This is a genomic window from Streptomyces sp. NBC_00669, from assembly GCF_036226785.1.
Lineage (GTDB): Bacteria > Actinomycetota > Actinomycetes > Streptomycetales > Streptomycetaceae > Actinacidiphila.
On the sequence record NZ_CP109018.1, the window covers coordinates 4,011,252 to 4,033,957 of the forward strand.

The 22,706-nt window shown below is 74.0% G+C and carries 25 protein-coding genes; 9 read left to right on the forward strand and 16 right to left on the reverse strand.

Going from position 1 to position 22,706, the window contains the following annotated elements:
- Positions 1 to 31 precede the first annotated feature (31 nt).
- Positions 32 to 790, reverse strand: a complete 759-nt coding sequence (locus OG896_RS16545) for a hypothetical protein (RefSeq protein ID WP_329366211.1) — start codon at positions 788 to 790, stop codon at positions 32 to 34.
- A gap of 74 nt (positions 791 to 864) precedes the next feature.
- Between OG896_RS16545 and OG896_RS16550 the strand changes: the two genes are divergently transcribed.
- From OG896_RS16550 to OG896_RS16565, 4 genes are all read left to right on the forward strand, one after another.
- Positions 865 to 1,458, forward strand: coding sequence for a GrpB family protein (locus OG896_RS16550; RefSeq protein ID WP_329366213.1), 594 nt, complete (start codon positions 865 to 867; stop codon positions 1,456 to 1,458).
- A gap of 144 nt (positions 1,459 to 1,602) precedes the next feature.
- On the forward strand, positions 1,603 to 2,346 hold the full coding sequence (locus tag OG896_RS16555) for a flavin reductase family protein (protein WP_329366215.1): 744 nt from the start codon (positions 1,603 to 1,605) through the stop codon (positions 2,344 to 2,346).
- A 187-nt stretch (positions 2,347 to 2,533) separates the two neighbouring features.
- A complete protein-coding gene (locus tag OG896_RS16560; protein WP_329366217.1) occupies positions 2,534 to 3,766 on the forward strand; it encodes a M14 family zinc carboxypeptidase in 1,233 nt (410 codons plus the stop codon).
- Between the two features lie 193 nt (positions 3,767 to 3,959).
- The gene (locus tag OG896_RS16565; RefSeq protein WP_329366219.1) at positions 3,960 to 5,246 is read left to right on the forward strand and encodes a M14 family zinc carboxypeptidase; all 1,287 of its coding nucleotides are present in this window, start codon (positions 3,960 to 3,962) and stop codon (positions 5,244 to 5,246) included.
- 54 nt (positions 5,247 to 5,300) lie between these two features.
- Here the strand turns inward: OG896_RS16565 and OG896_RS16570 are convergent, their stop codons facing one another.
- Positions 5,301 to 6,365: an aspartate-semialdehyde dehydrogenase gene (locus tag OG896_RS16570; RefSeq protein ID WP_329366221.1), complete on the reverse strand. Its 1,065-nt coding sequence runs from the start codon at positions 6,363 to 6,365 to the stop codon at positions 5,301 to 5,303.
- Between the two features lie 85 nt (positions 6,366 to 6,450).
- The gene (locus OG896_RS16575) at positions 6,451 to 7,377 is read right to left on the reverse strand and encodes a dihydrodipicolinate synthase family protein (protein ID WP_329366223.1); all 927 of its coding nucleotides are present in this window, start codon (positions 7,375 to 7,377) and stop codon (positions 6,451 to 6,453) included.
- Between the two features lie 84 nt (positions 7,378 to 7,461).
- Between OG896_RS16575 and OG896_RS16580 the strand changes: the two genes are divergently transcribed.
- Positions 7,462 to 7,872 carry a GNAT family N-acetyltransferase gene (locus OG896_RS16580; protein WP_329366224.1) on the forward strand — a complete coding sequence of 137 codons (411 nt, stop codon included), beginning with the start codon at positions 7,462 to 7,464 and terminating at the stop codon, positions 7,870 to 7,872.
- A gap of 106 nt (positions 7,873 to 7,978) precedes the next feature.
- Here the strand turns inward: OG896_RS16580 and OG896_RS16585 are convergent, their stop codons facing one another.
- A complete protein-coding gene (locus OG896_RS16585; RefSeq protein WP_329366226.1) occupies positions 7,979 to 9,247 on the reverse strand; it encodes a GNAT family N-acetyltransferase in 1,269 nt (422 codons plus the stop codon).
- A 171-nt stretch (positions 9,248 to 9,418) separates the two neighbouring features.
- Positions 9,419 to 10,075, reverse strand: a complete 657-nt coding sequence (locus tag OG896_RS16590) for an RsiG family protein (protein WP_329366228.1) — start codon at positions 10,073 to 10,075, stop codon at positions 9,419 to 9,421.
- 326 nt (positions 10,076 to 10,401) lie between these two features.
- Here OG896_RS16590 and dtd point away from each other — a divergent pair, with 326 nt between their 5' ends.
- Complete coding sequence (dtd, locus tag OG896_RS16595; RefSeq protein WP_329366230.1) at positions 10,402 to 10,827, forward strand: D-aminoacyl-tRNA deacylase; 426 nt, start codon at positions 10,402 to 10,404, stop codon at positions 10,825 to 10,827.
- A gap of 78 nt (positions 10,828 to 10,905) precedes the next feature.
- Here dtd and ygfZ read toward each other — a convergent pair whose 3' ends face one another.
- The 7 genes from ygfZ to OG896_RS16630 form a co-directional block, all read right to left on the reverse strand.
- Positions 10,906 to 11,886 carry a CAF17-like 4Fe-4S cluster assembly/insertion protein YgfZ gene (gene ygfZ / locus OG896_RS16600; protein ID WP_329366231.1) on the reverse strand — a complete coding sequence of 327 codons (981 nt, stop codon included), beginning with the start codon at positions 11,884 to 11,886 and terminating at the stop codon, positions 10,906 to 10,908.
- An 18-nt stretch (positions 11,887 to 11,904) separates the two neighbouring features.
- Positions 11,905 to 12,339 carry a Fur family transcriptional regulator gene (locus OG896_RS16605; protein ID WP_329366234.1) on the reverse strand — a complete coding sequence of 145 codons (435 nt, stop codon included), beginning with the start codon at positions 12,337 to 12,339 and terminating at the stop codon, positions 11,905 to 11,907.
- Positions 12,340 to 12,358: 19 nt separating this feature from the next.
- The gene (locus tag OG896_RS16610) at positions 12,359 to 12,922 is read right to left on the reverse strand and encodes an FABP family protein (protein WP_328467519.1); all 564 of its coding nucleotides are present in this window, start codon (positions 12,920 to 12,922) and stop codon (positions 12,359 to 12,361) included.
- A 222-nt stretch (positions 12,923 to 13,144) separates the two neighbouring features.
- Positions 13,145 to 14,062 carry a hypothetical protein gene (locus OG896_RS16615; RefSeq protein WP_329366237.1) on the reverse strand — a complete coding sequence of 306 codons (918 nt, stop codon included), beginning with the start codon at positions 14,060 to 14,062 and terminating at the stop codon, positions 13,145 to 13,147.
- Positions 14,062 to 14,859: a hypothetical protein gene (locus OG896_RS16620; protein WP_329366239.1), complete on the reverse strand. Its 798-nt coding sequence runs from the start codon at positions 14,857 to 14,859 to the stop codon at positions 14,062 to 14,064. The genes OG896_RS16615 and OG896_RS16620 overlap by 1 nt, the downstream gene beginning before the upstream one ends.
- 110 nt (positions 14,860 to 14,969) lie before the next feature.
- On the reverse strand, positions 14,970 to 15,917 hold the full coding sequence (locus OG896_RS16625) for a hypothetical protein (protein ID WP_329366241.1): 948 nt from the start codon (positions 15,915 to 15,917) through the stop codon (positions 14,970 to 14,972).
- A gap of 30 nt (positions 15,918 to 15,947) precedes the next feature.
- Positions 15,948 to 16,643, reverse strand: coding sequence for a hypothetical protein (locus OG896_RS16630; RefSeq protein ID WP_329366243.1), 696 nt, complete (start codon positions 16,641 to 16,643; stop codon positions 15,948 to 15,950).
- 128 nt (positions 16,644 to 16,771) lie between these two features.
- Between OG896_RS16630 and OG896_RS16635 the strand changes: the two genes are divergently transcribed.
- From OG896_RS16635 to OG896_RS40415, 3 genes are all read left to right on the forward strand, one after another.
- Positions 16,772 to 17,134 (forward strand): DsrE family protein, encoded by a 363-nt coding sequence (locus OG896_RS16635; protein WP_328467509.1) that lies wholly within the window; start codon positions 16,772 to 16,774, stop codon positions 17,132 to 17,134.
- Between the two features lie 189 nt (positions 17,135 to 17,323).
- Positions 17,324 to 18,022, forward strand: a complete 699-nt coding sequence (locus tag OG896_RS16640; RefSeq protein WP_329366246.1) for an alpha/beta fold hydrolase — start codon at positions 17,324 to 17,326, stop codon at positions 18,020 to 18,022.
- A 125-nt stretch (positions 18,023 to 18,147) separates the two neighbouring features.
- Positions 18,148 to 18,501, forward strand: a complete 354-nt coding sequence (locus OG896_RS40415) for a DUF3099 domain-containing protein (protein WP_402450465.1) — start codon at positions 18,148 to 18,150, stop codon at positions 18,499 to 18,501.
- Between the two features lie 114 nt (positions 18,502 to 18,615).
- Here the strand turns inward: OG896_RS40415 and OG896_RS16650 are convergent, their stop codons facing one another.
- The 4 genes from OG896_RS16650 to OG896_RS16665 all read right to left on the reverse strand — a co-directional run bounded on the left by OG896_RS16650 (position 18,616) and on the right by OG896_RS16665 (position 22,705).
- The gene (locus OG896_RS16650) at positions 18,616 to 18,906 is read right to left on the reverse strand and encodes a DUF1416 domain-containing protein (RefSeq protein ID WP_069466740.1); all 291 of its coding nucleotides are present in this window, start codon (positions 18,904 to 18,906) and stop codon (positions 18,616 to 18,618) included.
- A gap of 38 nt (positions 18,907 to 18,944) precedes the next feature.
- Positions 18,945 to 19,781 (reverse strand): sulfurtransferase, encoded by an 837-nt coding sequence (locus OG896_RS16655; protein WP_329366251.1) that lies wholly within the window; start codon positions 19,779 to 19,781, stop codon positions 18,945 to 18,947.
- Positions 19,782 to 20,200: 419 nt separating this feature from the next.
- Positions 20,201 to 20,905: an LmeA family phospholipid-binding protein gene (locus OG896_RS16660; RefSeq protein WP_329366253.1), complete on the reverse strand. Its 705-nt coding sequence runs from the start codon at positions 20,903 to 20,905 to the stop codon at positions 20,201 to 20,203.
- Between the two features lie 111 nt (positions 20,906 to 21,016).
- Positions 21,017 to 22,705: a hypothetical protein gene (locus OG896_RS16665; protein WP_329366255.1), complete on the reverse strand. Its 1,689-nt coding sequence runs from the start codon at positions 22,703 to 22,705 to the stop codon at positions 21,017 to 21,019.
- Position 22,706: the final 1 nt, after the last annotated feature.

Consider the following 22,706-nt stretch of genomic DNA (forward strand, 5'->3'; position numbering starts at 1 on the left):
CCGGTGGCCGCGGTCAGACGGGTCAGACGGATCAGAGGGGGATGTCGGCCTCCGCCAACTCGGTGAGCAGCGGCTCCAGTCGGGCGGCAGCGGCCGCGGTCCGCGGGTCGGCGCGGGCGAGTTCGGCGCCCGCGGCGGTGAGGGTGGCGCGCAGCGCGCGGTGGATCTCGGCGGCGTCGAGGGCGCGGACGAGGGTCGCGGCGAGCGGGTCGGTGACCTCGTCGGGCAGGAGGTGGGCGCCCTTGGCGTGGGCCGTGGGCAGCCCGAGGCGCAGGCAGGCGAGGGTGAGGATGTGCTCGCGCATCGCGCCGATCCAGTGCTCGGCCTGCCACAGGCGGCCACGCGCCAGGCAGATCCGGACGTGCAGGGCGTGATGCCACAGCAGGCCCGTCAGCAGGTCGGGGTCCGGGTCCCGGTAGGGCCGCAGCGGCTGCGAAGTACCGAACAGCAGGCGCCAGTTGGGTCCGCGCGGGCCGAACTCGGCCTCGGGTGCGAAGGTGACGTCGGCCTCCAGCCAGCCGGGCAGCAGGAACGCCCGGACGGTGCCGGTGCCGACCGGCAGGTCCCAGTGGTGCAGGGCGCCGAGTTCGGCGGTGAGCCACCGCGTCCAGCGCGCCACCGTGTCCGCGACCTCCCCGCGTACGGACAGCACCAGGTCGGTGTCCGACCAGCGGTCGCCGGCGCCGGCCGCGTACGAGCCCGTGAACGCGGCCCCCACCACGGCGGCATCGGCCTCCGCGCGCGCGACCAGCCGCTCCCGCAGGCGGTCCCGCTCCTCGACCGTGAACATCGCGCGGCTCCCTCCGGCAGCGGGTGAAGATCCTACGACGGCTCCGGCGCCCGGGCTTGGTAGCGTGCCGAACCATGCCGTTCGAGGACGAGTTGAAGCCGGTGCGGGTCGTGCCGTACCAGAGCACGTGGTGGGCGGACTTCGTGGAGCTGGCGCGGGTGCTGGGTGGGGCGCTGGGCGCGGAGGCGGTCGCGATCGACCATGTGGGCTCGACGTCCGTGCCGGGCCTGGCGGCGAAGGACTGCGTGGACGTGCAGGTGCGGGTGGGCGACGTGGACGAGGCACGGCTGGAGCCGCTGCTCGCCGCGATCGGCTTCCGGTGCCGGCCCGAGCCGTGGAACCGGACGGAGGTGTCGGGCGGGCGGGAGTGCCGCAAGCTCGTCTTCGCGCCGCCGCCCGGGGCGCGCTCCTGCAACGTGCACCTGCGGCGGGCTGACGGCCCCAACTCCCGCTTCGCGCTGCTCTTCCGCGACTACCTGCGCGCGGACGAGGCCGCCCGCGCGGGCTGGGGCGCGTTCAAGCGGCGGCTGGCCGCGAGCGTGCCCGACATCTTCGACTACGGCCAGATCAAGGCGACGGCCACGGAGGTGCTGATGGCCGGTGCCGAACGGTGGGCGGCGGACACGGGCTGGACGGTCGGCGGGGCACCGGGGAACGCCGCACCCTGATCCGTGCCGGCCGGTGCTCCCCCGCGCGGGCCGGTCCGGACGGCACAACCGCGTGCGACGCGTGCAACCGCGTACGGCCCGTACGGCCCGCGCGACGTCCGATTCCCGCCAGCACCGTCCCGCACCCGTGACAAGACTGGCCGTATGACCACGCGAAACGCCCAGAACCACGCCGACGGCCGGACCGGCGGCCCCGCCGCCCAGCACACCCGGATCGAGCCCGGCATCCTCTATTTCGGCACCCCCGTGGTGCTGCTCTCCACCGAGAACGAGGACGGCAGCGCGAACCTCGCGCCGATGTCGTCCGCGTTCTGGCTCGGCTGGCGGGCGATGCTCGGGCTCGGCGCGAGGTCGCAGACCACGCTGAACCTGCTCAGGACCGGCGAATGCGTGCTGAACCTGCCGGACGACTCGCTCGCCGCGGCCGTGGACGCGCTCGCCCTGACCACCGGCCGCGACCCCGTGCCCGAGGGCAAGCAGAAGCGCGGATACCGCTTCCACAAGGAGAAGTTCGCCCGCGCCGGGCTCACCCCGGTCGACTCGGAAACCGTACGGCCGCCGCGCGCCGCGCAGTGCCCGGTGGCCATGGAGGCGGTGGTCGAGGCCACCCATCCGCTCGCCGACGACGACCCCCAACAGCGCGGCGGCATCGTGGTGTTCGAGGTGCGGGTGCAGCGAGTGCTCGTGCACGACGCGATCCGGATGCCCGGCACGCGCGACCGGATCGACCCCGACCGCTGGCGGCCGCTGCTGATGAGCTTCCAGGAACTGTACGGACTCGGCGGCCGGTTGCGGGAGTCCGCGCTGGCGAGCATCCCCGAGGACATGTACCGCGGGCCCGACATCGCCCGTTCGCACGCCGCCGGAGTGGCCGCTGGGCACTCTTGACACCCGCGGGCCGCCCGCCGACGCTGGGGCGGGGCGCACCACCGCCGATCGAGCCGCGCCGCCAACTCCGTTGCACAGCACGCACAGCAGGCACAGCACGCAACGCACAGCAGGCAAGGCACCGCCCCCGCACGTGCAGGCACGGCTGTACGGCCGGACGGCGGGCGACGGCAGCGAAGGAGCGGTCATGCGCGGGCCAGACGCGTTTCCGACGGTGGCGGGTGTCGCCGCGGCGGCCCGGATGCTCACGCTGCGCCACCCGGACCTGTGCCGGATGCGGCTGGCCGGCGAGTCCCGGTCCGGGCGGCCCCTGTGGCTGCTGTCCGTCGGGCACCCGCGGGACAGCGGCCGGCACATCCTCGTGGTGGCCGGCGCGAACTGCGACGAGCAGGCGGGCGGCGGCACCGTGCTGTGGCTGGCCGAGCAGGCCGTCCACGACCGGCGACGGCTCAAGGAAGCCGGGCTGACCTGGGACTTCCTGCTCTGCCTCGACCCCGACGGCGCGCTCCTCAACGAGACGGGCCCGGCCGGTCCCCGCCCGCCCGCGGTGCACTTCCGGCACGCCTACCGCCCCGCCTCCTCCGAACGCCCTTACGCCGCCGCCTCGTTGCCCGCAGCCGCCGGCCGGCTCCCCGAGACGCTGGCGCTGTCCGCCCTCGTCGACGAGCTGCGGCCGGTGCTGCGCTGCTCGCTGCACGGCACCGACGTGGGGGGCGCCTGGGTCCGGCTCTCCGCCGAAGTGGCGGGGCTGGCCGAGCCGTTCGGGAAGATCGCCGCCGAACTCGACATCCCCGTGCAGACCGGCACGTACGAAGCGCTGTCCTCGCACGGCGCCGGGCCCGGTGTCTTCGTCCGGCCGGCGGGGCCGGGGCGGCAGTACGGACCGGAACTGCGGGTCGAGGTGCCGATGTGGGCGACCCGGCGGGTGGCGTACGCCGAGCCGCACCCGGACCCGGCGTACGCGCTGGCCGTGCTGGCGGCGCGGCTGCGGAACGAGGGGACCACCGGGGAGGAGGCGTTCGAGCAGGCGCTGGAACTGCTCGGGGACGCCGCGGACGGGCCGGTGCTGCGGGCCGCACGGCAGGCGGTCAACGGGTGGGCGGCGCTCGCGGAGGACTTCGACGCGATCGGGCGGGAGTCGCCGGTGCCGCTGACCATGGCGCACGTCGCCGCGTTCGACATCGCCGCGCGGCGGGCGCCGCTGCGGGCGGCGGGGACGCTGCTGCGGCTGCTCGACGAGGCGCGGCTGGACGAGGACCCGGACAGCCCGCCCGCCCGGCTGCGGGCCCGGCTGGAGCGGCGCCTCGATGCGGGTGCGGGGGACCTGATCGCGGCGATGGACGCGGTGTGGGTGCCGATCTCCGAGCAGATGGAATTGCAGGCGCGGACGGTGCTGGCCGCCGCCGCGGGGCTCGGGTGAGGCGGGTGAGGCGGCACGAGACGCCGTGGGAGTGCCGGTCCGCTTCCGGGCGCGAGGCGGTCTTGACAGGGGGACGAAGGGGTCGGAACCTTGGCGGGGCATCGGGCAAATCGGCGATTACCCCGTCAACTTCATCGTGGGGCCGTTGATTTGGACAGCGAGGAGATCCCGTGGCAACGACGACCGGCGGAGCGTGACTTCGGCGATGGCCGACGCCTATCCGAGTGTCGCGGGGGTGGTGGCGACGGCGGCGGCGTTCGCCGGTTTCCATCCCGGCCTGTGCGAGTTGCGGGCGGTCGGCCGATCGCGGGCCGGGCGCCCGCTGCACGTACTGACCGTGGGGCACGGACGGCGGAACGTCCTGGTGGTGGCGGGGCCGCACTCCGATGAGCGGGTGGGGGCGGCGACCGCCCTGCGGCTGGCCGAACGCGTCGCGCACGACCCGCTGCTGCACGCCGGCGCCGACGCGACCTGGCACCTGCTGCTGTGCCTGGACCCCGACGGCGCGGTGCGCCACGAAGCCGGGCCGCCGATACGCCGCACCCCCGCCGCGCACTTCCGGCACGCGTACCGCCCGCCGCCCGACGAGCAACCGGAGTGGGCCCCGTCGATCCGGCCGCCGGACGACCAACTCCCGGAGTCCCAGGTGCTGCTGGACCTGATCGACGAGCTGCGGCCGGTCCTCCAGTGCTCGCTGCACGGCAACGACCTCGGCGGCTGCTGGGTGCAGTTGACCCGCGACATACCCGGACTCGCCGAGCCGCTGGGCAAGTTGGCGGCCGAGCACGACGTTCCGGTGCAGACCGGCACCTATGACGCGCTGCGGTGGACGGTGTCAGGGCCCGGTGTCTACGTGCTGCCCGAGCCGGGCGCGCGGGCCAGGTCGGACCGGCTGCCGGCGGACGTCGACCGTTCGACCTGGACCCGGCCGCACCGCCACGGCGGGATGACCGCGCTGTTCGAGGTGCCGATGTGGTCGGCCCGTACGGTCACCGACCCCGCTCCGCATCCGCAGGCGGCCGGCGAACTGGCCCGGCTGGGACGGCAGTTGCGGGCTCACGCGCGCCGGGTCGAGGTGCTGATCGCGGAGGTGCGGGCGGTGCTGCCGGCCACGGCCCCGGACCGCGCCCACCTGCTGCGGGTCGCGACGGAACTGGCCGCGGCCTGCCCGCAGGTCGCCGCGGAGTGGGAGCGCATGCCCCCGGACGCGGTCCCGCTGACCGCCGCGCACCTCGCGGCTCTCGACATCGCGGCCCGCAGGATTCCCCTGCGGGCCGCCGGCACGCTGCTACGGCTCCTCGACGGCCGCCCGGGCCCGGCCACCGCCGAGGTCAAGGTCGTATGCGAGCGCCAACTCGTCCGCTGGGCAGACGAGTTGACCCTCGGCCACGACCCGGTCTGGGTGCCGGTCGACGAGCAGGTGCGGGTCCAGTCCGAGGCGGTGCTGGCGGCCTTCCGGCTGGCCGTGGCCCACGGGTGACGTCGACCGGGCACCGCCCCGACGCCAGGCGGTGACCTGGCAGACCATGACCCCTCAGACCGTGACCGCTCCGAGCTCCGCCGCCCCGAGCTCCGCCGCCACCAGCTCCGCGAGCTGCACCGCGTTGAGCGCGGCGCCCTTGCGCAGGTTGTCGTTGGAGACGAACAGCGCGAGGCCGTTCTCGACCGTCTCGTCCTGCCGGATGCGGCCCACGTAGGAGGGGTCGGCGCCCGCGGCCTGCAACGGGGTGGGGATCTCCGAGATCTCCACCCCGGGCGCGGCGGCGAGCAGTTCGTACGCCCGCGCGACGCTGATCGGGCGGGCGAAGCGGGCGTTGATCTGCAGCGAGTGGCCGGAGAAGACCGGGACCCGTACGCAGGTGCCGGACACCTTCAGCTCGGGGATCTCCAGGATCTTGCGGGACTCGTGGCGCAGCTTCTGCTCCTCGTCGCTCTCGAAGCTGCCGTCGTCCACCAGGTTCCCGGCGAGCGGCACCACGTTGTAGGCGATGGGCCGCTGGTAGACCGCCGGGGCGGGGAACTCGACGGCCGACCCGTCGAAGGTGAGGCCGTCGGCCTGCTCGGTGACCTTCACCGCCTGGCCGTGCAGTTCGGCCACGCCGGCCAGGCCCGAGCCGGATACGGCCTGGTAGGTGGCGACGACCAGCGCGACCAGCCCGGCCTCCTCGTGCAGCGGGCGCATCACCGGCATGAAGGCCATCGTGGTGCAGTTCGGGTTGGCGATGATGCCCTTCGGGCGGGCCGCGATCGCGTGCGGATTGACCTCGGAGACCACCAGCGGGACGTCCGGGTCGCGTCGCCACGCGGAGGAGTTGTCGATCACGACGGCGCCCTGTGCGGCGACCTTCTCCGCCAGCGCGCGGGATGTGCCGCCGCCCGCGGAGAAGATGACGATGTCCAGACCGGAGTAGTCGGCACTCGCCGCGTCCTCGACGGTGACGGTGGCGCCGTCCGGGCCGCCCTCCCACGGAAGGGTGCGGCCCGCCGAACGGGCCGAGGCGAAGAGGCGGAGCTGCGTGACGGGGAACTTCCGCTCGGCCAGCACCTTGCGGACGACCCCGCCGACCTGTCCGGTCGCTCCGACGATTCCGATCCTCATTGCGGTATCTCTCCGATCATGCCTGTCTGGGGGTGCCCGTCCGTTTCGAGTATCCCCCGGCCCGGGCGTGGGGCGCCGCGCGATTTCACGGGGCGAGACGGCCGGGGCCGGCCGCGGCCGCGACTCCGGCTTCCCGCGGGGCGCCCTCCACCGCCACGAGGGCCGTGAGCACCGCGGCCGCCGCCGACGGGCTCGCCGGGAGCAGCGGCAGCCGTACGTCCGGGGTCGGGATGCGGCCCTGCGCGTGCAGGACGGCCTTCACCACGGCCGGGTTCGGCTCGCTGAAGACGGCGGCGGCCAGCGCCGACAGCCCGCGCCCGCCGGACACGTCACCGGCGCCGGGGCCCGCCGCGGCGAGCGCCGCCCACTCCCGGGTCGCCAGGTGCGCCGAGGCCAGGATGGCGCCATGGGCCCCGAGCGCCAGCAGCGCGGGGGCGAAGACGTCGTCGCCGGCCAGCACCTCGAAGCCCTCGGGCGCCGACGCGAGAAGCGCGACGGTCTCCGCGGTGACCTCGCCCGCCGCGTACTTCACGCCCGCCACCCCGGGGATCGCCGCGAGGGCGACGAGGGCGGCGGCAGAGAGCGGCTGCCCGGTGCGGTAGGGGACGTGGTAGATCAGCACCGGCACCGGGCTCGCGGCGGCGACCTCGCGGAAGTGGGCGAGCACCCCGGCCTCGCCCGGCCGGGTGAAGGAGGGGACGGTGACGAGCGCGGCGTCGGGCACCTCGGGCAGCCCGGCGAGGGCGGCCACCTCGCGGGCGGCACGCCGGGTGGAGCCGGCACCGCCCACCCCCACGGTGAAGCGGGCGCCGTGCGCACGGCAGATCCGGCCGACGGCGGCGGTGACCGCGGCCCGCTCGTCCGGTTCGAGCGCGGCGGCCTCCGCGGTGGTGCCGAGGGCGACCAGCCCGCCGGCCCCCTCCTCCAGCAGATCGTGGCCGAGGCGCTCCAGCGCGGCGAGGTCGACCCGGCCGTCCGGCCCGAACGGCGTGATCAGCGGTACGTGGATCATGTCTGCGAGTCTGCGCCGCCGGTCGTCGCAAGGTCCAGTTAAATGTCGTGCACGGAACTCTTAAGCAGCTCTACGCTTCCGGCCATGTATGAGATCTCCGCCGATCCGGCCCGCCTCGACGTCCCCCGCATCCACCAGTGGCTGTCCGTCGACTCGTATTGGGCGAAGGGACGTTCCCTCGACAAGCAGCAGGCCGCGATGGCCGGCTCCCTCAACTTCGGGGCGTACCACGAGACCACCGGCGAGCAGCACGGATACGCCCGCGTCGTCACCGACCTCGCCACGTTCGCCTGGCTCTGCGACGTGTTCGTCGACCCGGCCGCCCGCGGCAACGGCCTCGGCACCGCCCTGGTCGCCGCCGTCCGCGACCACCTCGCGCCGTACGACATACGCCGCGTCATGCTGGCGACCGCCGACGCGCACGGCGTCTACGCGAAGCTCGGCTTCGAACCGCTCGCCGACCCGTCGAAGTGGATGTCCCTCGGCCGCCAGTAGCCCACCGCCAGCAGCCCGCCGGCACCAGCCCGCCGGCAGCCGCGCCGCGACGCCCAGGCGGCCGGCGCGGTGCCGCCGGCGGGTCGGAAGGTTCCGCGCCAGGCGGTCAGAAGACGTCCGGGCACCAGGGGCGGCGCGGGGTGCGGAAGAGGGTGTCCGCGACTCGGGCCGCCTGCGCGCGGTGCTCGGTGATCCGGCCGAGCACGGCCAGCCGGACCGCGGACTCGTCGCCGAGGTACAGGCAGCCGAGGTCGGCGGCCGACAGCGACAGGTCGGCCGGCGCCGTCGAGGGGGTGCAGGAGGCGGCCCCCTTGTCGTCGGTCTCCAGCAGGAAGCGGCCGGCGGCGGGGCCCGCCACGGTCCGGTCGCCGTCGCGCACCTCGTCGTGGACCTGGAGCACCAGGCCGGTGGCGGCGCCCTCGTAGCGGCGGGCGGTGAGCGCGGCCGGGGTGTCCAGCACCCGCAGCCACATGAAGTCGGCGTACGCCTCGGGGCGGGCCGCGCGCGGGTCGCCCAGCAGCAGCGGCATGATGTCGTCGGGCGCGCGGTACCCGGACGTGATCCGGGTGATCCAGTCCATCGAGAGCAGGAACCGCCACAGCGCCTGCTCGGCGGCCGGGGTGGCCGCGATCAGGTCCCCGACCGTGAGCTCCGCCCGCGGCAGCTTCCCCGGCCAGTGATGGTCCTGCACGTCCCAGAGGACGAACCCGTCGACCTCGCCGTCCGGGCCGCGGTAGAGCGCGCAGTACCGCTCCTTCCACTCCGGCAGCCGCACCTCGCCGGTGGTCCGCCGCCACCACAGCGGCGGCCGGTCGATCGCGCCCGGCGTCGCCGCCCTGACCCGGTCGTGCAGCGCGGGACCGGCTTCGCCCAACTCCGCCAGGGTGGCCATGTCCACCCGGCCGCCGTCGTCCGGACCGGCGTAGCGGTGGTCGAGCGCGGCCCGCGCCACATCGACCTCCCAGTTCGTCACCCAGGTCGCCGGGCCGAAGCCGAACCGGCCGTAGATCGGGTACTCGGCGGCGATCAGGATCGACACCGCGTCCCCGCGCTCCCTGGCGTCGGCGATGTCCGCGGCCATCATCCGCCCGGCCAGCCCGCGCCGGCGGTGGGTGGCGGTCACCGAGACGTTGGTGACCGCCGACGCGGGCACCGCCGCGCCGCCCGGCACCGTCAGCTCCCGGGGCATGCTGCGGAAGGTCGCCACGCAGCGGCCCCGGTCGAACGCCCCCCGGGACCGGCTCAGGTCGATCAGCGAGCGGCGGGTCGCCACCACCTCCGCGTCGACCGACGGCCCGAGGTGGAAGCCCGCGTACTGCGCCCGCACCCAGTCGGCGACATCGGACTCTTCGAGGGTGCGGATCTCAGCAGTCATGCCCGGCACCATATGCGCGCCGCTCCGCGCCCCGCACACGAATATCCGCCCGGACGGGCCGGCCCGCACCGGCGCGGACCGGCAGGCCCCGGACCGACCCGTGCGGACCGGCAGGCCCCGGACCGGCAGGCCCCGGACCGTACCGGCGCGGACCGCCCGGGCGCCGGTACGTCAGCCCTCCGCCAGCAGGTCCTCCACATGCGCCTCGCCCGCCCGATAGCGCCGGGTGATCTCCGCCGAGCAGCCGTCCACGGTCTGCTGGAGCGTGTGGCGGCGGCGCGAGACCTGCTGCTCGTGACCGGCCAACCGGGCCATCGCCGCGTGCAGTTCGGGGTCGGTACGGGCGTCGAGGTCGGACAGCTCCACCTCGGAGAGCATCTCCTCGGCGAGCAGCCGCACCCGCTCGGTCAACGGCGTGCCGAGCGTGACGTGCCGTGCGGAGGAGCGCACCCGCGACGGCCCGTCGGCCAGGATCTCCGAGAGCCGGTCCACCACGGGCCCGCCCGCGCCGGCCACCCCGCCGGCGGCCGCTCTGCCCCCGGCCGACCTGCCCCCGGCGGAGCCGCCACCGCCCGCGGCGCCCTCCTCCGCGTCCGCGGCAGGCGCCTCCGGGCCGCCGCGCCGGGCCAGTTCGGCACGCAGGATGTCGATCCGCCCGTGCAGCATCCGCCGCAGGTACGACAGGTCCGCCTCCTCCCGCTGCGCCTCACGGCGCAGGGTGCGCAGCGCCGCCAGGTCCATCCCGCCCAGGTCGGGCGCGGGCGGATCGGCGAGCGGACCGCGCGGCGCGGGCGGTCGCAGTGGGCCGGTAGCGTCGGCCTTCAGCATGGGTTGGCCCTTCCTGCTGTGCGATGCGCCGCGGACGCGGCGGCCCTCGATACGGCGGAGCCGGGTGCCACGGACAGCGCCCGTCGCGCGGTGCCGGATGTCTCTCCGGCGCCGGATCTGGTCATACCTTTCGTCCCCTCCGGGCGTGCCACACGCCCCTCCCGGCTTTGATGCTGCCATCTGCCGCTGGCACCCCGCAGCGACTCTGCACCCGAACGGCCGTCACAACAGTTGTGCGACCCCGCCGACCGGGCGTACGCCGCCGCCTCGTCGGGTGGCTCTCACCCGTGTGGGGTACGGCCGCCGCGACCCGCGACAATGGGGGCATGCGAGCGGTGGCCCAACGGGTGAGCGAAGCGAAGGTCGTCGTCGACGGGGAGACCGTCGGCGCCATCCAGGGACCGGGACTGTGCGTCCTGGTCGGTGTGACGCACGACGACACGAAGGAGAAGGCGGCGGCACTCGCCCGCAAGCTGTGGAGCCTGCGGATTCTGCCCGAGGAGCGGTCCTGCTCCGACGTCGACGGGCCGCTGCTCGTGGTGAGCCAGTTCACGCTTTACGGTGACGCCCGGAAGGGGCGCCGGCCCACCTGGAACGCGGCCGCGCCCGGCGCCGTCGCCGAGCCCCTCGTCGACGAGGCGGTCGCGCAACTGCGCGGGCTCGGCGCGACCGTCGCCACCGGGGTCTTCGGCGCCGACATGAAGCTCTCCCTCACCAACGACGGGCCCTTCACGGTCGTCCTCGACCTCTGACCGTCCGCCCGGAGATCCACGGCCCGCCCCCGGACCTCGCGGTGCGCGGGCGGGCCGTGGACCGCACTGCCGGCGCGGCTACGGCGCGACCACCGTCTCCTGGGCCGCCGCGGTGTTCTCGTCGGCGATCAGCGTCGCGTGCTCCGGGGTGTTCCGCTTGACCAGGGCGAGGGCGATGGGGCCCAGCTCCCAGTGCCGGGCGGAAGAGGTGACGAAGCCGATCGCGCGGCCCTCGGCGGGGTCGGCGCCTTCGACGGCGACGCGCACGGGAGCGCCGTGGGCCGGCAGCCGCACCTCGCTGCCGTCGAGGTGGAGGAAGACGAGGCGGCGCGGCGGCCGCCCCAGGTTGTGCACGCGGGCGACGGTCTCCTGGCCCCGGTAGCACCCCTTCTGCAGGTGCACCGCGCTCTCCAGCCACCCCAGCTCGTGCGGGATCGTACGGTGATCGGTCTCCAGGCCCACCCGCGGCCGGTGCGCCTCGATCCGCAGCGCCTCGTGGGCGAGCACGCCGGCCGGGGGACCCGCCGTGGCCGTGAAGCCCTCCAGCTTGTCGCGCGGCACGAACACGTCGCGGCCGTACGGCGTCTCGCGCACCGCCCACTCGGTGGGCACCTGGGCGATCGAACCGGCCGGCAGGTACACCACCGCGTACTGGTCGGCGGCGTCGGCGACATCGACCCGGTAGAAGAACTTCATGCTCTCCAGGTAGGCGATCAGCGCCTCCTGGCTGCCGGGTTCGACGTGCATCCAGGTAGTGGTGCCGTCGTCGACCAGGTACAGGGCGTGCTCGATGTGGCCGTGCGCGGACAGGATCAGCGCCTCGGTGGCCTGGTGCGGCGGGAGCTGCTCGACGTGCTGGGTGAGCAGCAGGTGCAGCCAGGAGAGCCGGTCCGCCCCGCTGACGGTGACGACTCCGCGGTGCGACAGGTCCACGAAACCGGTGCCGTCCGCGAGCGCGCGCTGCTCGCGGAAGAGGTCGCCGTAGTGGGCGGCGACGCCTTCGTCAGGGCCTTCTGCGGGGACGGCGCCGGGCAGCGACAGCAAAGGGCTCTTGTTCATGCGGTCAAGCGTACGGCGCTAGCTTTCCTGCGCGGCCTTGCGGGCGCAGTCCCGGCAGCGGCCGAAGATCGCGAAGTGCTTCATGTCCGTCTCGAAGCCGAACTCCGCGCGCAGCCCGTCCTTGAGCGGGGCCGCGAAGCTCACGTCGGCCTCGGTCACCCGGTCGCAGTCCCGGCAGACCAGGTGCATGTGGTCGTACCGGTCGGCGAGGTGGTAGGTGGGGGCGCCGTGGCCGAGGTGGGCGTGGTTGACCAGGCCCAGTTCCTCCAGCAGCTCCAGGGTCCGGTAGACCGTGGAGATGTTGATCCCGGAGGCGGTCTTGCGCACCTCGCACAGGATGCCGTCGGGCGTCGCGTGGTCGAGGGCGTCGACGGCCTCCAGCACAAGCTCGCGCTGCGGGGTCAGCCGGTACCCGCGCTGCCGCAGATCGCTCTTCCAGTCAGTGCTCGCCACAGGGCCAGTGTAGGTACGCCTACTTGAAGAAGGCGATTCCGTCGTCGGGGAGGTCCTTCACATCGGCGGCCCACTCCTTGGGGTCCACCACCTTCTTCAGGTGCGCCGACATGTACGCGCGCAGCGGCACCTCGGGGGTGGCCTTCTCGCCGACCCACATCAGGTCGCTGTTGACGTACCCGTAGAGCCGCTTGCCGCCGCTGTACGCGGGGGCGACCGGCAGCCGCGCCACCGCGTCCGTGACCAGGTCGATCTGCGGCTTGCCGTCGGCCAGCTCGCCGGTCCAGATCTCGACGACGCCCTCGTCGCGGGTGGTGGTCACGTCCACCTTGCGCTCGGCGTCGATCCGCCAGTAGCCGGTCTCGGACTCCAGCGGCCTGACCTTGCGGCCCTCCTCGTCCAGCACCCAGGTGTGCGAGGTGTACTCCAGGAACGGCCGGCCGTCGTGGGTGAAGGCGACCTCCTGCCCGAAGTTGCACTTCTCGGCGCCGGGGAAGTCGTGCACGCCCGCCCCGGTCCAGCGCCCCAGCAGGAAGGCGAGCGGGACCAGCGTCGGGTGCAGGTCGGAGGGGATCTCGATCATGTCAGCGCTGGCCCTGGTACAGCTTCTTCACCGCGTAGAGCGCGAACGCGGCGACGCCCAGGCAGACCAGGACGAGCAGGGCGTCGAAGTAGTACTGGATTTCCACGGAGGGGCTCCTCGGGCGGCAGACGGTGCAGGTCCGCGCGCGGGTACGGCACGAACCGCGGGCAAGTCTAGTGCGCGGCCCTGCCACGGGCGCGGCCAGGCCGCGCCCGTGGCGGCTCAGCCCAGCAACTGGGCCTGCAGGCGGACCGTCTGGTGGAAGGGCACCGCGGGCAGCGAGCCCTTGCGGGTCTGCACCACCAGGGCGAACGTGTCGCCCGCGTTGAGCATCGCGAGACGGGTCGAGGTGTCCCCGCTCGACTTCAGCTCGGCCTGGGCGGTCACGGCGACCGTCCGCGGGATCGACGGGGACTGCACCTTGGGGTCCTCGACGGTGTCGAGAGCGCCCCTGACCGAGACGCCCGCCATGCCGTCGAAGTAGACGACGCGGTACCCGGTGGTGAGGAACTGCACCAGGTAGACCTCGGTCCTGGTGCCGTCGGGCATGGTCCAGGCGCGGGCGGCGATGTGCCGCACCGCGTCGGCGCGCAGCGCGAGGTCGGCGTCGCGCGCGACGTCCGGGAGCCCGAAGTCGTACCGCTTCTGGTAGGCCGCGGTCGGCAGCCACCCGGTCGTGCCGGGGAAGGAGCGGTCCGGCACGGCCTGTTCGGGCAGCGGCAGCAGGAGCGACCGCTCGTCGGTGTAGTGCACGCCGGAGGGGTTGGCCGAGACCAGCGGGCGCGGCCTGCCCGAGGGAAGCTTCGGCAGCGCGATCGGCGGATACGCCCAGCGGCCGTCGTCGGGTGTCTTGAGCCCCGGGATCTCGGTCCGCTCCGGCTGGGTCACGGCGTACGTCGCCGCCCCGCCGAGCGCGGCGAAGACCAGCACGGCGGCGGTCCACCGGATCGCGGCCCGCAGCTTCCGCCTGGGCGGCCGCGGCGCGAGCGGCGGCACGGGCGGCATGGGCGGCGCGGGCGGTTCGGACGGTTGGGGGGCGGCCGTCACGAGTGCCGGCTCGGCCGGGGTCTCTGCTGCCGGCTCGGCCGGCGGCTCGGCTGCCGGCTCGGCCGGCGTCTCAGGTGTCGTCGTCTCCGTCATCAGACCGTCATCCCCGGGTCCTTGATCCGGTCCAGCTGGTCGCGCAGCAGGTCGACCGCGTCGGACTTCGCCAGCGGCCGCGGGCCGTCGGCGGTCATCGTCACCATCAGGTCGCCCTCGGTGGCCTGGCAGGTCATCTCGTCCAGGGCGTCGCCCGGCTCGGCGGGCGGCAGGACGCAGGTCGCCTTCGGGTAGCCCTTCACCTTCGGGCCGGTACGGAAGACGCCCATGGCCTTGGTGAAGGCGGTGAAGTAGTCGGTCTCCGCCCTCGCCGCCTGCTTGTTCCTCATCTGCACGATGCGTATCTGGACCACCAGCCCGCCGCCGGTCTGGGTGTAGGTCCGCATCCCCGCGCTCTCGATGTGGAGGCTGTCCACCGCTTCGTTCAGCTCCTTGCGCTCCTTCGCGGACATGTCCCGGGAGTCGCCCTTGACCAGTCGCTGCGCCTGCTCGGCGTCGAGCGCGACGTCGTTGCCGTACTCGTCCACGTCGGGGCCGGGCAGGTAGCCGCCGGGAATCGGCAGGAGCAGCAGTCGCGGGCTGCCGTAGTGGCTGCCGCCGGACCGCGTGCCGAACGCCTTGGTGGCGGTCGGGGTCGGCTCGGTCCACGGGGTGGCGGCGGGCTTCGCGTCCGTCCTGCCGTCCTTGCCGTGCAGCACGGCGTACCCGACGCCGCCGCCCGCCACGACCGCGACCAGCACGGCGGCGAGCCCGAGCGCGAGCCCGCGCCTGGACCGTACGGCAGCGGGCCCGGCCGTCTCCGGCGGAAGCAGGGGTGCCGCGGGGAGCATCGGCACCGGCGGCGTGCCGGCGGCTACGTCCGGGGGCTCGGCCGGGGGTACCGCCGGAGGCAGGTCAGGGGCAGCGGCCGGAAGGTCCTCCGGTCTCCGCGGAGGGGTCTCGTCGCTCACAGCCGCTCCAGTTGCTTCTCGAGAATGGGCTTGATCCGCCCGGACTTCACCGGGTGCAGCGAGTCGATGTAGACCTCGACGTAGATGTTGCCGACCCGCCCGAGGCCGCGAGCGAGGTAGTCGCTCAGGTATCCGGCCTCCTGGTACGGCTTCGCCGAACCCCATGCCCTGCCGTCCGTGACGCCCGCGAGGTCCGTCCCGGGGCCGCTGTTCGGCGAGCTGTCGGCGATGTTCCGCTGGTCCTGGAAGAGCGACGGCGTCCCGGCGTAGCCCTCGTCCCGGAACTGCGTGAGGTGCACCTCGTAGTAGTCGCCATGCTTGTCGGTCCAGTCCGCCTCGACGCTGCGCTGGAAGGACTCGCTCGCGAACGTGCTGAACATGCTCCCGGCGTGGGTGTAGCCGTCGGCGTACTCCAGCAGCGACACCCAGTCCCGGGTCTCCTCCTTGGCGCCCTTGGGCGTCGGCACGAGCAGCTTGAGCAGGTCGCCCTGGTAGACCAGGCCGCCGTCCTGGGCGGCGGGCAGCTTCGGCGCCGCCGGGCCGGCCCCCTTGGGCTGGGCGAGCACCGGCCCGGTGAGCGGCGGCAGCGGCGTCGGCGAGCGCTTCTGCTGGATGTGGTAGCCGAGGCCGCCGCCCGCGAGCACGCCGAGCACCGCGGCCGCGGCGATCAGCAGCGTGGTCCGCCCGCGCCGCCGCGGCTTGTACGTCGGGGGCTCGGGGAAGGGCCCCGGACAGGGTTCGGCGAGCGGCTCGGCGGCAGATTCCGCCGCAGACTCTGCGACGAGCTCCGCCGTGGACTCGGCAGCCGGCTCCGCCGCAGACTCTGCGACCGGCTCTGTGGCCGGTGCCGCGATCGGCTCCGCGTCCTGAACGGGAACCGGTTCTGGAACCTGTTCCGGAACCGGGACGGGGTCCGGTTCCTGGACAGGGGTGTCCTGCGTCAAGGGGTCACTCCACGGGATGGGGAGAGCGGGTCAGCGACCCGTCCTCAGCCTCTGGTACTGCGCGTCGAGCAGGTGCTGCAGCAGGGCGCGGGAGGGCGCCTTCCCACCGGTCACCGAGATCGTGATGTGCACGTCACCCTGGTAGGAGATCGCCAGCAGCGTGTCCGACGACTCGGCCGACCCGGACGCCAGGTCGTACCCGCGGGCGGGGTAACTCCCTTGCAGCGGAAGCGTGGTGGCCTGGTAGCCGGAGGAGGAGTAGTACGCCGCCGCCTGGCTCGGCCCGCGGAAGCGGACCAGTTCGACGGACACCTCGGACCCGCCGTCGGCCGTCAGATACGTACGGCTCGCGGCGTTGCGGAATCCGTAGGTGGAAAGAGCCCGCGCGGCCTGGCTGCCGTCCGCCGAGCCCGCGGCCACGTCGGCGGCCGAGTCGGCGCTGCCCGCCGGGTCACCGTAGACGTCGGCGCCGTCGGGCGGGGGGATCAGGAAGTACCGCAGGTCGCCGGTGTGGGTGCCGTGCGCCACCTGTCCGGCGGGCTTCTTCGCCATGGGCGACGCGCTCGGCGCGGGGGACGAGGCGGAGGCGGAACCGGACGGTGCGCCGGCGCCGGTCCTCGAAGCCGTGGCCGAGGGCGTGGCGGCGGCGTCCGCTCCCCCCGGGGACGAGCCGAACGCGATCACCGCGCCGGCCGTCACCGCCGCCAGCGCGACCAGTCCGGTCACCGCGGCGGCAAGCCCCCCACGACGGCCTTTGCCGTCCCTGATTCCCACCCAAGCCCCCCCCGGGCACGTATGTGTACGCGCGTACGATCCACGCGGATCTGCTTTATATCACCGCTTAGGGTGCTCGTATGACAAATAAAGTCGTGATCAAGGTGACGGCAGGCGCGGACGCGCCCGAGCGGTGCTCGCAGGCGTTCACCGTGGCGGCGGTCGCCGTGGCCAGCGGGGTGGACGTGTCGCTCTGGCTCACCGGCGAGTCCGCGTGGTTCGCCCTGCCCGGGCGGGCCGCGGAGTTCGAACTCCCGCACTCCGCGCCGCTGCCCGACCTGCTCGACGCCGTGCTGGCCGGCGGCCAGGTCACCCTGTGCACGCAGTGCGCGGCCCGCCGTGACATCACCGAGCGCGACGTCATGGATGGTGTACGGATCGCGGGCGCGCAGGTGTTCGTCAGCGAGATCACCAAGGACGGCGTGCAGGCGCTCGTCTACTGAACCCCCGGCGCGCGGCTTCCCCGTGCGGTCTTCCCCGTGCGGTCCCCGCCTGACCTCGGCGTATGGCGGCCGGAGCGCGGCCCGCACGGCCGTTGTCGGCCTCCTCCGCCAGTGCCGTGGCCGGAAAGGTCTGCGTGCCGGGCGCCGCGAACCGGTGCACCTTTCCGGTCACGGCACTAGGTTGCGGGCATGACGGAATTCGTACTGGTGCCAGGCGCCTGGCTCGGTTCGTCGGCGTGGGACGAGGTGGCGGAGCGGCTGCGGGCGGCGGGCCACGGCGCCCACCCGCTGACGCTCACCGGGGTCGCGGAGCGCGGCGGCGAGGAGCCGGCCGGGCAGCAGGCCCACGTGCGGGACATCGTCAGCGCGGTCGAGGACGCCGACCTGCGCGATGTGGTCCTGGTCGGGCACAGCTACTCGGGCATCCCGGTCGGCCAGGCCGCGGGGCGGATCGGGGACCGGCTGACCCGCGTGGTGTTCGTGGACGCCAACGTGCCGGTCGAGGGCGGGTCGTTCGTGACGAGCTTCCCGGGCGGCGGCGAGGTGGCCGAGGCGGTCACCGCGGGCGGCGGCTTCTGGGCGCCGCCCGGGCCGGAGGACCTCGACGGCCAGGGGCTCACCCCCGAGCAGACCGCCCGGCTGCTGGCCGGCGCCACGCCCCACCCGGGTGCGAGCCTCACCGAGCCGGCGGCGCTCCCCCGCCCGCTGGAAGCCCTGCCGGCGACGTACATCAAGTGCCTGCTGGACTGGCCGGAGCCGAGCGGGACCGTCGCGGAGCTGCTCACCGGCGACACCTGGGAGCTGGTCGAGATGGACACCGGGCACTGGCCGATGTTCTCGCAGCCCGACGAGCTGGTCCGCATCCTGCTTGACGCCGCCGCGGGCTGAGCCGCCCGGTGCGCGGCCGACGCGCCGCGCGGGGGGTGCGGCGCCTTCCCTGCCCCGGCTGGGCCCCGGCCCGTCGGCCCGTTCGGGCAGGTGCCATTCGGGGGTACCGGTCGTACCGTTGAAGTGTGTACGCGCGTCGTCGTCACTGGTATTTCGCCATGATGGGCACCTGCGTAGTGCTCTTCGTCCTGGCGTGGTCCGTCGTGCGCCTCTGGTCGGTGCAGGCGGCCATCGGCATGTGCCTGTTCGCCATGGTGATCCCGCCCGTCGCGGCGATCGTGGCGAACCGGAAAGGCCCCGAGGACCGGTGGTGGGACGAGAAGGGCCCACGCGGCGGCAAGGAAGCCGAGCGGAAAGCCGACGAGGCCGCGCCCGAGCCGGACAAGCGGATGCGAGGCGGCTGCGGCGACCCGCAGTCGGACGCGTGGTGGGCGGAGTTGGACGAGGGGAACCGCAACCGCAAGCGCCACCGCGACTGACCCGGCTCCACGGCTCCACGACCGATCCGGGCCCACGGCCCCACGGCTCAGAGCATGCGGACGGGCCGCACCCCCTTGCGCGGGGTGCGGCCCGTCCGGGTTTCCGGGACCGGGTCAGACGGCGATGGCGACCTCTGCCGCGGCGCCCTGCTGGGCCACCACCGTGCGGTCGACCGTGGCGCCCGGGACGAGGGCGCGCAGGGTCCAGGTGCCGGGGGCGGCGAAGAAGCGGAACTGCCCGGTGGCCGAGGTCGGCACCTCCGCCGTGAACTCGCCGCCGCCGTCCAGCAGCCGCACATAGCCGCTGACCGGCTCGCCGTCGCGGGTCACGGACCCCTGGATGATCGTCTCGTTCGCCACGTCAACTCCTGCCAGGTCCGGGCCGCCGGCCTTCGCTCCACACATAAGGTTCAGTCCTCGCCTCGTCTGGGTCCTGCTCGACGTCAGTTCGAGCCGAGTTCGATCGGCACGCCGACCAGGGACCCGTACTCGGTCCACGAGCCGTCGTAGTTCTTGACGTTGCTCACGCCGAGCAACTCGTGCAGCACGAACCAGGTGAGCGCGGAGCGCTCGCCGATCCGGCAGTAGGCGATGGTGTCCGTGGCGAGGTCGACCTGCTCCTCGGCGTAGAGCGCCTTCAGCTCGTCGTCCGACTTGAAGGTGCCGTCGTCGTTGGCGTTCTTCGACCACGGGATGTTGCGCGCGCTCGGCACGTGGCCGGGGCGCTGCGACTGCTCCTGCGGCAGGTGCGCGGGGGCGAGCAGCTTCCCGGAGAACTCGTCGGGCGAACGCACGTCGACCAGGTTCTGCGCGCCGATCGCGGCCACCACGTCGTCGCGGTAGGCGCGGATCGAGGTGTCCTGGGCCTTGGCCTGGTACGTCGTCGCGGCGCGCTCGGGCACCTCGTCGACCAGCTCGCGGGCGTCCAGCTCCCACTTCTTGCGGCCGCCGTCGAGCAGCTTCACCGCGTCGTGGCCGTAGAGCTTGAAGTACCAGTACGCGTAGGACGCGAACCAGTTGTTGTTGCCGCCGTACAGCACGACGGTGTCGTCGTTGGCGATGCCCTTGGCCGACAGCAGTGCCTCGAAGCCGGCCTGGTCGACGAAGTCGCGGCGGACCGGGTCCTGGAGGTCGGACTTCCAGTCGATGCGGACCGCGTTCTTGATGTGGTTCTTCTCGTAGGCCGAGGTGTCCTCGTCCACCTCGACGATGACCACCTTCGGGTCGTCGATGTGGGCCTCGACCCAGTCGGCGTCCACGAGGACGTCACTGCGGCTCATGCTGATCTCCTCCGGGGCAGTACGGAATGTGCGGTGGCGCGGTCACTTGCGTCGAAGCGCGCGGGCGCGTCGGGGGTGCCTGGCGGCAGCGGGGAGGGCGGCGGGCCGGCCGCGGAGGGCCATGGGGCCGCGGCGTCGCGGCGGGGCGGGCGCCCTTCAGGAAAGTCGACAGAGCATGGCGGCCACGCGGCACAGGTCCACTGCCCGCCGCTTTGTGAGGTCCGCCTGTCGCTTCATGAGTCCCGATCGTAGGGAAATAAAGCGCGAAGTGTCACCGGTGTATCGCATGACGAGACGAGACTGTCCATATAACAAGACGAGCTGCGGGCGCCGCACGCACGGCACCCCTCGCGCGCGCGTTCGAGCGGTGCGCGAGGGGTGCCGAGTCGGCCGAGGCCGCCGTGGTGGACAGCGGCGTCTCAGCCTGCGAGAACCACGCCATGCCCGCCGAACTTGATGGTGATGCCGTCCGGGCCGGTGGTGACCGAGGTCAGGCCCAGCCCCGCGGGCAGGTGGGTCAGCTCGGGGGTGAAGTCGATCTGGTTGCGGAGCTTGGTCTCCAGCCCGAGCGCGGTGAACTCCTTCGGCAGCCCCTCGGCGTGCAGCTGGATCGTGTTGGGCGCGGCCCCGGACTTCGGGTCCACGACGCTGAGCTTGCTCAGCACGCTGAGGTTGGTGCCGAGGTAGGAGCCGGTGATCCGCACGGTGTCGGTGCCGTCGCCCGGGTACGAGACGGTGATCCCGTCCGGCGCGGCCTTCGTCAGTTCCTCGTAGCTGATCTTCGCCTCGCCGGTGGCGCGGTCGGCCTTGGCCTCGCTGTAGCCGTTGGAGAGCTTCACGTCGTACAGGTCGGCGTGGAAGTCCTCGACCTGGACGCTCTGGCCGCCGCTGGACGCCGCGACGCCGTCGGCGTTGATCGTCACGTGGTGCAGCTTGCCGGACAGGGCCTGGGTGAGGAACGGGAAGCCCTTGATGCCCACCTTCGGCTTGTCGGTCAGGCCCTCCGAGGTCTGGGCCTGGCTGGCGGCCTTGTTCTGGGCCACGTACACGGCGATCCGGTCCAGCCCGACGAAGATCGCGCCCAGGACCAGGACCACGATCAGTGTTATTCGCGCCGCGCGCATGGGTTCTCCCCGGCTGTTGACCGTTCTACCGTTCGACTCGCTCGCAACGCCTGACGGGCGGCGGGGCCCGTACGGTTCCCGCCGGGCCGATCATTTATCTCACGCTCGTGATCAGGTCAGTGCGGCACCGAGGGCGTAGACGACCGGGGCGGCCGCGGTCAGCGGCAGCGCGACCCCGGCGGTGAAGTGCACGAAACGGGACGGCCAGTCGTAACTGGCCACCCGCAGGCCGATCAGCGCGCAGGCGCCGGCCGCGGCGGCGAGCAGCACCGAGTGCCCCGAGCCGAAGCCGGTGGCCGGGCCGGTGAGCGCCCCGGTCGCGGCGGCCACCACGAGCGCGGCGACCAGCGAGACGGGCTCCCCGCCCGGCAGCCGCACCGCGCGCACCAGCGTGGCGGCGGCCACCGCGACCGCCCCGACCACGACCGGGTCGCTGCCCGCGTGCGAGGTGGCGGTGAGGAGGTAGCCGCCCGCGACCACGGTGAGCAGGGTGGAGGCGGAGGTCGCGGTGAGCGACGAGAGGCGTTCGTCGGCCGAGCCGTGGTGGCGCAGTTGGAGCACCAGGACGAGCAGCAGCCACACCCCGAGGGTGCCGAGCAGCGCGACCGGGCCGTGGCCGCCGCTGACCGCGAGCACCGCGATGTCCACGGTGACGCCGGACAGGAAGGCCAGCACGATGCCCTGCCGGGCGGGCCACATGCCGTTCAGCCGGAACCAGCCGGCCGCGGTGACCGCCTGGAGCAGCACCAGCACCACCGCGAGGGCGGGCTTGCCGACCGCCGCCCCGCCGGCCAGGAGCAGGCCGAGCACCGCGGTCAGCCCGGCGGGCTGGATGCCGGGCGGGATGATCGGCGAGCCGGTCCGGTGCGGCGGCAGGGCTGCTTCCGGTTCGATGACGGGAAGCGCGGCGGTCCGTTCCAGTTCGGGTTCCTGCTGGTCTCCGGCCGGGGCGTACCCGGCGGGCGCGGCCGCGGCGACGGGTACGTCCGGGGCGTGCCGGGGGGCGGGTGCGGGCTGCCGCCCGTAGCCGGACCCGTAGCCGGACCCGTAGCCGGCGTCCTGGCCGGGCGCGTATCCGGGGGCGCCGCCGGGGGTGGTGCCCCAGGCGGGCGCGGGTGCGGGCGCCGCGGCCCAGGTGTCCGCGGCGGGCGGCGCCGCCTGCCCCTGTCCGGCGGCCGCCTGGCCGCTCCACGTGCCGCCGGCCGCGGGCCCCCCGAATCCGTTGCCGGGCTCCGCGTCGGAGGGCAACTGCACGCCGATCGGCTCCGGTACGTAGGTGGTCCCGTCGGCGGGCGGGTGGAAGTGGCCAGGGCCGGCCGCGCCGTAGGGGTCGCCCGGTCCGGCGTACGCGCCCTGCCCGCCGCCGGTCGGCGGGGCGCCGGGCTGTACGTAACCGGGCTGGACGTAGCCGCCCTGTGTGTAGCCGCCTTCCGCGTAGCCGCCGTGGCCGTGACCGGTCTGCTCGTGGCCGGCCTGCTCGTAGCCGGTGCCGTACCCGGGCCGGGCGTATCCGCCCTGGTCGTACCCGGACGGGTCGTACCCGGCCTGCGGGTGGGCGTCCTGGCCGGGGCCGTACGCCTGCGGGCCGGGGGCGCCGTCGGGGTAGCCGGGGGCACCGTCGCCCCAGCCGCCGGGGGCCGGCGGCGCGTAACCGTAGGAGTGGCCGTAGGGCTGCCCGTGACCGTCGGCCGGCTGCTGGGGGTAGCCCTCGGCCGGGGCCTGCCCGGGGGGCGTCTGCCCGGGGGCGCCGTCGGCGGCAGGGGTGCCGTGCGGCCCGTCGGGGCCGTGGAAGTCGTTCATC